Source organism: Anoxybacillus kestanbolensis, assembly GCF_001996285.1.
In the GTDB taxonomy this organism is placed as follows: domain Bacteria; phylum Bacillota; class Bacilli; order Bacillales; family Anoxybacillaceae; genus Anoxybacillus; species Anoxybacillus kestanbolensis_A.
Window position 1 is genome coordinate 1 of sequence record NZ_MQAD01000041.1, and the last position, 3114, is coordinate 3114.

Annotated in this window: 1 rRNA gene; it reads right to left on the reverse strand. The window is 54.7% G+C overall.

What is annotated here, in order from left to right:
- Nucleotides 1-97: 97 nt before the first annotated feature.
- Nucleotides 98-3023, reverse strand: a 23S ribosomal RNA gene (locus BO219_RS14245).
- Between the last annotated feature and the right edge of the window lie 91 nt (nt 3024-3114).

Sequence of the window (3114 nt, forward strand, 5' to 3'; positions counted from 1 at the left end):
CCGTTCGACGTGCGTGCACGTCTTCGTCAAAAGCTTTCGGCTCCGTCGGACGTTTCCTTGGCTTCACCAAGGACCGTTCTCCGCTTTTCGTATGTGTTTAGTTAAGTCCTCGATCGATTAGTATCCGTCAGCTGCACGTGTCGCCACGCTTCCACCTCGGACCTATCTACCTTGTCATCTTCAAGGGATCTTACTCGCTTGACGCGATGGGAAATCTCATCTTGAGGGGGGCTTCACGCTTAGATGCTTTCAGCGCTTATCCCTTCCGCACATAGCTACCCAGCTGTGCCCCTGGCGGGACAACTGGTACACCAGCGGTGCGTCCATCCCGGTCCTCTCGTACTAAGGACAGCTCCTCTCAAATTTCCTACGCCCGCGACGGATAGGGACCGAACTGTCTCACGACGTTCTGAACCCAGCTCGCGTACCGCTTTAATGGGCGAACAGCCCAACCCTTGGGACCGACTACAGCCCCAGGATGCGATGAGCCGACATCGAGGTGCCAAACCTCCCCGTCGATGTGGACTCTTGGGGGAGATAAGCCTGTTATCCCCGGGGTAGCTTTTATCCGTTGAGCGATGGCCCTTCCATTCGGAACCACCGGATCACTAAGCCCGACTTTCGTCCCTGCTCGACTTGTAGGTCTCGCAGTCAAGCTCCCTTCTGCCTTTACACTCTTCGAATGATTTCCAACCATTCTGAGGGAACCTTTGGGCGCCTCCGTTACGCTTTGGGAGGCGACCGCCCCAGTCAAACTGCCCACCTGACACTGTCTCCCACCCCGATCAGGGGTGCGGGTTAGAATCTCAGTACGACAAGGGTGGTATCCCAACGGCGACTCCACCTAGACTGGCGTCCAGGCTTCTCAGTCTCCCACCTATGCTGTACATGTCGCACCAACATTCAATATCAGGCTGCAGTAAAGCTCCACGGGGTCTTTCCGTCCTGTCGCGGGTAACCTGCATCTTCACAGGTACTATGATTTCACCGGGTCTCTCGTTGAGACAGTGCCCAAGTCGTTACACCTTTCGTGCGGGTCGGAACTTACCCGACAAGGAATTTCGCTACCTTAGGACCGTTATAGTTACGGCCGCCGTTTACTGGGGCTTCGGTTCGCACCTTCGCTTGCGCTAAGCGCTCCCCTTAACCTTCCAGCACCGGGCAGGTGTCAGCCCCTATACTTCGCCTTACGGCTTCGCAGAGACCTGTGTTTTTGATAAACAGTCGCTTGGGCCTTTTCACTGCGGCTCCCCTGGGCTATTCACCCGAGGGAGCACCCCTTCTCCCGAAGTTACGGGGTCATTTTGCCGAGTTCCTTAACGAGAGTTCTCCCGCGCACCTTAGGATTCTCTCCTCGCCTACCTGTGTCGGTTTGCGGTACGGGCACCTCTCACCTCGCTAGAGGCTTTTCTTGGCAGTGTGGAATCAGGCACTTCGGTACTACATTTCCCTCGCCATCACAGCTCAGCCTACTCAAGCGGATTTGCCTACTTGAGGCGCCTAACTGCTTGGACGCGCACAACCAGTCGCGCGCTGACCCTATCCTCCTGCGTCCCCCCATTGCTCAAACGGTGAGGAGGTGGTACAGGAATATCAACCTGTTGTCCATCGCCTACGCCTTTCGGCCTCGGCTTAGGTCCCGACTAACCCTGAGCGGACGAGCCTTCCTCAGGAAACCTTAGGCTTTCGGTGCAGAGGATTCTCACCTCTGTTTTCGCTACTCACACCGGCATTCTCACTTCTAAGCGCTCCACTAGTCCTTCCGGTCTAGCTTCGACGCCCTTAGAACGCTCCCCTACCGACGACGCAAGTCGTCCCACAGCTTCGGTGGTACGTTTAGCCCCGGTACATTTTCGGCGCAGAGTCACTCGACCAGTGAGCTATTACGCACTCTTTAAATGGTGGCTGCTTCTAAGCCAACATCCTGGTTGTCTAAGCAACTCCACATCCTTTTCCACTTAACGTACACTTTGGGACCTTAGCTGGTGATCTGGGCTGTTTCCCTCTTGACCACGGATCTTATCACTCGTAGTCTGACTCCCGAGTATAAGTCATTGGCATTCGGAGTTTGACTGAGTTCGGTAACCCGATGAGGGCCCCTAGCCCAATCAGTGCTCTACCTCCAAGACTCTCAACTCGAGGCTAGCCCTAAAGCTATTTCGGGGAGAACCAGCTATCTCCAAGTTCGATTGGCATTTCACCCCTACCCACACCTCATCCCCGCACTTTTCAACGTGCGTGGGTTCGGGCCTCCAGTAGGTATTACCCTACCTTCACCCTGGACATGGGTAGATCACCTGGTTTCGGGTCTACGACCTCGTACTATACGCCCTATTCAGACTCGCTTTCGCTACGGCTCCGTCTTTTCGACTTAACCTCGCACGAGATCGTAACTCGCCGGTTCATTCTACAAAAGGCACGCCATCACCCATAAACGGGCTCTGACTACTTGTAGGCACACGGTTTCAGGTTCTCTTTCACTCCCCTCCCGGGGTGCTTTTCACCTTTCCCTCACGGTACTGGTTCACTATCGGTCACTAGGGAGTATTTAGCCTTGGGAGATGGTCCTCCCTGCTTCCGACGGGATTCCTCGTGTCCCGCCGTACTCAGGATCCACTCAGGAGGGAACGAAGTTTCGACTACAGGGCTGTTACCTCCTCTGGCGGGCCTTTCCAGACCGCTTCGTCTACTCCGTTCCTTTGTCACTCCGTATTGAGTGTCCTACAACCCCAAGAGGCAAGCCTCTTGGTTTGGGCTGTTCCCGTTTCGCTCGCCGCTACTTAGGGAATCGCTTTTGCTTTCTTCTCCTCCGGGTACTTAGATGTTTCAGTTCCCCGGGTATGCCCTCCATACGCTATGGATTCACGTATGGATACTGCCCCATTACGGACAGTGGGTTCCCCCATTCGGAAATCTCCGGATCAACGCTTACTTACAGCTCCCCGAAGCATATCGGTGTTTGTCCCGTCCTTCATCGGCTCCTAGTGCCAAGGCATCCACCGTGCGCCCTTTCTAACTTAACTAAACACACTTTGCATTGCTTGGCTTTATCGTTTAGCTCCAAACGAGAACCGTTTGTCGCTTTTCTTACTGCCTGTTATCTAGTTTTCAAGG